7 protein-coding genes are annotated in these 6328 nt (G+C 69.6%); 4 read left to right on the top strand and 3 right to left on the bottom strand.

The window, feature by feature from the left end; all coding sequences use genetic code 11:
* Positions 1–84 precede the first annotated feature (84 nt).
* The 3 genes from QQK83_RS18545 to speE all read left to right on the top strand — a co-directional run bounded on the left by QQK83_RS18545 (position 85) and on the right by speE (position 2892).
* A complete protein-coding gene (locus QQK83_RS18545) occupies positions 85–1206 on the top strand; it encodes a hypothetical protein (protein WP_284266832.1) in 1122 nt (373 codons plus the stop codon).
* 220 nt (positions 1207–1426) lie between these two features.
* On the top strand, positions 1427–1951 hold the full coding sequence (gene speD, locus QQK83_RS18540) for an adenosylmethionine decarboxylase (protein ID WP_284266831.1): 525 nt from the start codon (positions 1427–1429) through the stop codon (positions 1949–1951).
* A 74-nt stretch (positions 1952–2025) separates the two neighbouring features.
* A complete protein-coding gene (gene speE / locus QQK83_RS18535; RefSeq protein WP_284266830.1) occupies positions 2026–2892 on the top strand; it encodes a polyamine aminopropyltransferase in 867 nt (288 codons plus the stop codon).
* Positions 2893–2992: 100 nt separating this feature from the next.
* Here speE and QQK83_RS18530 read toward each other — a convergent pair whose 3' ends face one another.
* Entirely contained in the window at positions 2993–3976 is a 984-nt protein-coding gene (locus QQK83_RS18530) for an SLAC1 anion channel family protein (protein WP_284266829.1), read from the bottom strand.
* A gap of 125 nt (positions 3977–4101) precedes the next feature.
* Complete coding sequence (locus QQK83_RS18525) at positions 4102–4524, bottom strand: PaaI family thioesterase (RefSeq protein ID WP_284266828.1); 423 nt, start codon at positions 4522–4524, stop codon at positions 4102–4104.
* Between the two features lie 80 nt (positions 4525–4604).
* On the opposite strand from QQK83_RS18525, the gene QQK83_RS18520 reads away from it, so the two are divergent.
* A complete protein-coding gene (locus QQK83_RS18520; RefSeq protein WP_284266827.1) occupies positions 4605–5399 on the top strand; it encodes an enoyl-CoA hydratase in 795 nt (264 codons plus the stop codon).
* Between the two features lie 197 nt (positions 5400–5596).
* On the opposite strand, the gene QQK83_RS18515 is transcribed toward QQK83_RS18520, so the two are convergent.
* Positions 5597–6067, bottom strand: a complete 471-nt coding sequence (locus QQK83_RS18515) for an Lrp/AsnC family transcriptional regulator (RefSeq protein WP_284266826.1) — start codon at positions 6065–6067, stop codon at positions 5597–5599.
* Positions 6068–6328 lie beyond the last annotated feature (261 nt).

Here is a 6328-nt window from a genome sequence, read left to right as displayed (position 1 = left end):
CACGGCCGCCGGGATGGTGACCGCGTGGCTGCCGTCGCTGCCTACCGACACCACCCGCACCGCCGCCCCGCCGGAGCAGCACCCATGAGCGGATCGCCACGCCCCGCGCGCGCCCCCGATGCCCCGCGCCTTGCGGACGGGTTCGACGACGATCCGCGCTGCACCACCTGCGGCGGTCACGCGGTCTTCGACCCGCGCGGGGGTCACCTGCGCTGCCTCAGCTGCGGGGTGGCGCATGATTTGGCCTATCACGACCGGGACGCGGCCGGGCGCGCCCTGCGCGCCATGGACATCGGCGGCGACACCGACCTCGGCCCGGCCCCCGACTGGCCCGACGCGCCCGACGAGGGCGCCGTCGCCACCGGCGACATCCGCGCCTGCTCGGGCTGCGGCGGGCAGGTCGTCTTCGTCGGCCATGCGCTGTCGACCGAATGCCCGTGGTGCGGCGGCCCCTCCACCGCGCGCGAGGCCGAAACGGCCTATGCCACCGCCGCGCTGGTGCCCTTCGCCATCGACCGCGCCACGGCCATGGCCCGTGCGGCAGACTGGCTCGCGTCGCGGCCGCTGCTGCCGCGCGGGGTGGCCGCGCGGGCGGGGACGGGCCGGATGGTCGGCCTCTATGCGCCGTTCTGGGTCTTCGAGACGCGCGAGACCGTGCGCTATGTCGCCACGGCCAGCGTCGCGCAGCAACGCGGCGCCGCGACCGCGCGCGAGGCGCTGCTCGACACGATCGAGATGACGCTGGAGGAGTTTCTCGTCCCCGCCTCGCCCCATGTCCCCCCCGAGATGCGCGACGCGCTGAGCGCGGGGTTCCGCCCCGGCCAGTTGCGCGCGCTGCGACCGGGCTATCTCGCGGGCTTCGCCGCCGAGCGCCATCACCAGAGCTTGCGCGACGGCCTCGCGGCCAGCACCGCCGAGCGTGACCTGCTGATCCGCGCGGCCCTGCGCGACCGGGTCGTGCCGCCCCATCTCGTGAACCTCTCGCACCGCGCCGAGCTGCGCGCGGCCCGCTATCGCCGCGTGCTTCTGCCGGTCTGGATGCTGCATTACCGGCACCGGGACAGCCGGTACCGGGTGATGGTCTCGGGCATCGACGGCCAGACCCGCGGCGAGCGGCCCCTGGCCCATGGCCCGATCCTCGGCGCGTCCGGCCTGCTGACGGCGCTGGCCATGGCCGCGGGATGGGCACTGGGGCGGATGGTCTGATGCCCGACCCGGCCCGGCCCCGACCCCGCCCCTGGGACGGATCAACCCCCGCGGGAGCGGCGCAAAAAATCCGGGCACCGGGCAAAACATCCTTGATCCGACTCGAACGCGCCATTAGGTGCGCCCCTCACGAACCGGGACCGATCCCAACTTCGAGGGCAACCTCGGGGGGGCGCTAAGGACCCACCACATCAATCTGCTGGTATGAAGGGGGAGCGCCATGACCCGCGCCAACCTCTTCCAACTGGGGAATGGTCTGGAGACAGGCGCCCATGCGGAAGACACAAGCGACCTCCCGGTCGCATCCATCGCTTTTGACGACACCCAGTGCCGGGACGTGCTCGACACCGACCGCGACGATCATTTCATCCGGCGCGACGGCAGCGTCTTCGCCGGCACGCATCTGATCATCGAGGTCGAGAACGGCCACGGGCTCGACGACGAGGCCCGCATCCAGCAATCCTTCCGCGATTGCGTGACGGAATGCGGCGCGACGCTGCTGCACATCCACACCCACAAGTTCAGCCCGCAGGGCGTCTCGGGCGTGGCGGTGCTGGCCGAAAGCCACATCTCGGTCCACACCTGGCCCGAGATCGGCTACGGGGCCTTCGACGTGTTCATGTGCGGCGATGCCGATCCCTGGCGCGCGGTGGATGTGCTGAAACGCGCTTTCGCCACCGAGACGGTCCACGTCAAGGAACTGCGCCGCGGCGAGGGGCTGGTCCAAGAGACCGTCGCCGCCTGACACCGGTCCAGATGACCGACGGGCCGCGCGGGCGATCTGCGCGGCCCGTTTCCATGTTCACCGGAGGATATGCCATGACCGACCGCGACAGCTGGCCCGCCGACTGGAACGTCGAACGGCTGCACGCCGACCACGCGCAGGCCCTGCGCATCAGCCGGGAATTCTACGACAGCGCGACCGAGCATCAGCGCATCCGCGTCTTCGAGAACCCCACCTTCGGCCGGATCATGACGCTCGATGGCGTGGTGCAGGTGACCGAGGCCGACAATTTCATCTACCACGAGATGCTGACCCATGTGCCGATCCTCGCCCATGGCGCCGTGCGCCGCGTGCTGATCGTGGGCGGCGGCGATGGCGGCATGGCGCGCGAGGTGCTGAAGCATGCCAGCGTCGAGCAGGTGACCATGGTCGAGATCGACGGCGGCGTGGTCGAGTTCTGCAAGGACTATCTCCCCGGCATCTCGGCCGGGGCCTTTGACGACCCGCGGCTCGACCTGGTGATCGCGGACGGGGCCGAGTTCATGCGGCAGAATGCCGATCTTTACGACGTGATCATCGTCGACTCGACCGACCCGGTCGGTCCCGGCGAGGTGCTGTTCACCGATACGTTCTACGGGCATGCGAAAGCGCGGCTTGCACCGGGCGGCATCCTCGTCACGCAGAACGGCGTGCCCTTCCTGCAGGGTGAGGAGCTGACGAACACGATGCGCGCCTTCCGCGCACTGTTTGCCGACGCGACCTGTTATCTCGCCACGATCCCGACCTATGCGGGTGGCCCGATGGCGCTGGGATGGGGCACGGATGGCGCGGCGCGGGGCGTGGACCTTGCGACGCTGTCCGCGCGCTTCGCGGCCTCGGAGATCGAGACCGACTATTACACGCCCGAGGTCCACCTCGGGGCCTTCGCCCTGCCGCCCTATGTCTCCCGGCTGATCGGCTGAGGCGCGGGAGCGGCAGGCGTCGGATTTCCGTATTTTTGGGAAGATGAAGACACAAGCGGGCGCGCGTTAACCTTGATGTTGGGTTAACGGCACGGCCGGGTCATTCCGGGCGGCAGATCTCTCCGCGCGCGATGGCAAGGCCGGTGCGCCACAAGAGGCCCGCGACCACGGCGGCGAGACCGGCCAGCACGGCCAGCCCGATGCCGATATGGGCGGCGCTCTCGGCGGCGCGGCCGTAGGCGAAGCTCGCCACCGACAGGGCCGCGAGCGGGAAGCTGAGCGCCCACCAGCTGAGGGCGAAGGGCAGTTTCATCAACTTGGGCACCTGCACCGCGACCAGCACGGCGAAGACATAGGCCGTGTCGATCAGGATATGGGCAAAGGCGTCGATGCCGCCGCCCGTCAGGCGCAGGTAGCCCACGAAGGCCACCGCGGGTGGCGCGATCAGGATCACCAGGGTCGGGAAGAGCCTGCCGGGGATCGGCGCGTGGAAGATCAGCCGGTTGAAGACCAGCACCAGCAGGATCAGCCAGAAGATCAGCCCCGCCGAGAAGAACAGCCAGCTGGTTTCCTCCCACCCCAGCGGCGCGCCCGCGAGCGGCACGATCACGTTGCCCACCGCGGGAATGAACCAGGCCGGCGTGAGGTGGCCCACCTCGAAGGCGCGGTGGCTGATCCAGCCAGAGATCACCATCACCGTCAGCACCCCCTGCCCCAGCGTGCCGACAAGCCAGAGCGGCTCGGCGAGGGTCGGGCGATAGCCGTGGATCGCGGTGGCCATCAGCAGAAGCGAGATGGTGATCGTGGGGAAGAAGGCGAGCTTGACCGGGTGGTGCCATTCGGCGGCGACCGCCTGCGGGTGGCGGATCGCCTTGGTGATGTAGAGCGCGCCGATGGCCGCGAAGGCCGCAAGGCCCAGCCACAGAACGGCGCGGGCGGCGGGTTCGGCCACCGGGAAGCTGCCCGCCGCTGCATGGAGCGCCAGCGCGAGCCCGAACAGCCCCATCAGCACCGCGAAGAAGGTCACCGGCAGGTGTTCGAGGCGGGGGGCCGCCGTGCTGTCCTGCATCTTGGCCTCTGCCATGTGCCTGTCTCCCCTCGGGTGTCGGTCGAATGCCATGCGGTTGCCATCGTCAAGCGAAACCTACCCCTTGGCGCGGGCGCGTTCAGCGCCGCCCAGTGTCGCAGCCCCAGCCGCTCGGGCGGGCGCTACCGCTCGGGCGGGATCGAGTAGGTCATCGAGGCGCGCGCGACCGGGGCCTCGAGCCCCTCGGAGTAGAGCAGGCAGTCGCCCACCGCCAGCACGCGGCCGAGTTTCAGCAGGCGGCACTCGCAGAGCAGGTCGGCGCCTGCGGCTGGTTTGCGCATGAAGTCGATCGCGCAATTCGTGGTGACGGCCAGCGCCCTGGGCCCGATCATGGCGAGGATGGCGAGATAGACCGAGACATCGGCCAGCGCGAACATCGAGGGCCCCGAGACGGTGCCGCCCGGCCGCAGGTGACGCTCGGCGGTCAGAAGCCGGGTGCGGATCCGGTTCTCGGCCACCTCCTCGATCTCGAAATCGGCTGCGACCTGCGTGAAGGCCTCGTTCAGGAACCGCGTGAGCGCGGCCTTGTCCATCATCAGCGACATGTCTTTCCTTCCCTGCCCGGCTGAGGACGCTATAGAGGAGGACGCAACGGATAGGGAAGCGGCGTGAGGGAGGTTCAGGCATGTCCGACGATCTGGTGATCCGCGAGGATCGGGGGGCGGTGACGCATCTGACGCTGAACCTGCCGGGCAAGCTGAACGCGCTGTCGGACGGGATGATCGCCGCGGTGACGGCGCAATTCGCCGATCTCATGGCCTCTCAGACGCAGCGGGTGATCGTGCTGAAGGGCGCGGGCAAGGCGTTTTGCGCCGGTCACGACCTGAAGGAGATGCAGGCCAAGCGGGCGGCGCAGGACGGGGGCGCCGCGGCCTTGCGCGACCTGTTCGACCGCTGCGCGCGGATGATGCAGATGATCCCGCGCCTGCCGCAGCCGGTCATCGCCGAGGTCCATGGCATCGCCACCGCGGCGGGCTGTCAGCTGGTGGCGAGTTGCGACATGGCGGTGGCGGCCGAGGACTGCCGCTTCGGGGTGAACGGGGTGAACATCGGGCTGTTCTGCTCCACGCCGATGGTGGCGCTGAGCCGCAACGCGCCGCGCAAGCAGGTCTTCGAGATGCTGGTGACGGGCGAGTTCATCCCGGCGGCCCGTGCGCGCGAGATCGGGCTGGTGAACCGGGTGGTGGCGGCGGATGCGCTGTCGGCCGAGACCGGGGCGCTGGCCGAGACGATCGCGGGCAAGCTGGGATCGGCGGTGCGGATCGGCAAGCGGGCGTTTTACGACCAGGTCCAGCTGCCGCTCGACAAGGCCTACGAGATGACCGGGGCGGTGATGGTCGAGAACATGCTCGACCGCGACACCAACGAGGGGATCGCGGCCTTTCTCGAGAAGCGCGCGCCCGACTGGTCGCAGGACTGAGGGCAGACGTGCCGCGCATCTCGGCGCTGCGCGCCTGCGTCAGCGGCGGCGGTGGCACCCCGTTCCGGGGTGCGGTCGCGGCCCTGTCGGCAACCGGTGCGCGGGGGGTGAGGGTGCTCCGGAAGGGGGGGCTCTGCCCCCGTCGCGTGCCGCGACTCCCCCGGGATACTTGGAAAACGGAGAAGCGGGGGATCCTGTCAGAGGGCCGCGTCCTTGACCGCCTGCATCGAGACATGGGTCGAGGTGGAGGAGACATGGGGCAGTTCCGAGACGACCTCGGCCAGGATCTCGCGGTAGGCGCGCATGTCGCGGACGCGGATCTTGAGGAGGTAGTCGAACTGGCCCGCGATCAGGTGGCAGGTCTCGATCTCGGGGACGTTGATCACGGCGGCGTTGAAGGCGGCCAGCGCCGCCTCGCGCGTGTCGGTCAGGCGCACCTCGACGAAGGCGACATGGTCGCGGTCGAGCTTCTCGGGGTCCAGTAGCGCGCGGTAGCCCAGGATGTAGCCCTGCGCCTCGAGCCGTTTCAGCCGGGCCTGGGTGGGCGATTTCGACAGGCCGATGCGGCGGGCCAGCTCGGTCACCGGCAGGCGGCCGTTTTTCGACAGCTCCGTCAGCAGTTTGCGGTCGAATACATCCAGTGGACCGTCTTGGGGATCAATTGCCATCTTGCGGCCCTCTTGACTGATACTCTTCGGACGAAAGGCCTGCAATTCCTTGATGGACGGGAAAATCGCCTTTGCAGGATCTGTTATCACCCCGGTCAGTCTCCAGCAAGGACAACCGTGATGCCGCTTGACCGCCCTGCCCCCGATCTCGCCCGCCTGCGCGCTGCGATCAGCGCCACCACCCTTGCGCCCGAGGGCCCGGCGCTGGAGCGGCTGATCGCCGCCCATGCGCCCGACGCGGGCCTGCGGAGCCGCGCGACC

It is taken from the genome of Roseicyclus amphidinii, from assembly GCF_030163755.1.
Taxonomy (GTDB): domain Bacteria; phylum Pseudomonadota; class Alphaproteobacteria; order Rhodobacterales; family Rhodobacteraceae; genus Roseicyclus; species Roseicyclus amphidinii.
The sequence above is the reverse complement of the archived record's forward strand: the minus strand, read 5'-3'. Positions and strand labels throughout refer to the sequence as shown.

Bases quoted from the DNA above. Each gene is read 5' to 3' on its own strand.
- QQK83_RS18545 (WP_284266832.1), top strand. From the start codon at position 85: ATGAGCGGATCGCCACGCCCCGCGCGCGCCCCCGATGCCCCGCGCCTT.
- speD (WP_284266831.1), top strand. From the start codon at position 1,427: ATGACCCGCGCCAACCTCTTCCAACTGGGGAATGGTCTGGAGACAGGC.
- speE (WP_284266830.1), top strand. From the start codon at position 2,026: ATGACCGACCGCGACAGCTGGCCCGCCGACTGGAACGTCGAACGGCTG.
- QQK83_RS18530 (WP_284266829.1), bottom strand. From the start codon at position 3,976: ATGGCAGAGGCCAAGATGCAGGACAGCACGGCGGCCCCCCGCCTCGAA.
- QQK83_RS18525 (WP_284266828.1), bottom strand. From the start codon at position 4,524: ATGTCGCTGATGATGGACAAGGCCGCGCTCACGCGGTTCCTGAACGAG.
- QQK83_RS18520 (WP_284266827.1), top strand. From the start codon at position 4,605: ATGTCCGACGATCTGGTGATCCGCGAGGATCGGGGGGCGGTGACGCAT.
- QQK83_RS18515 (WP_284266826.1), bottom strand. From the start codon at position 6,067: ATGGCAATTGATCCCCAAGACGGTCCACTGGATGTATTCGACCGCAAA.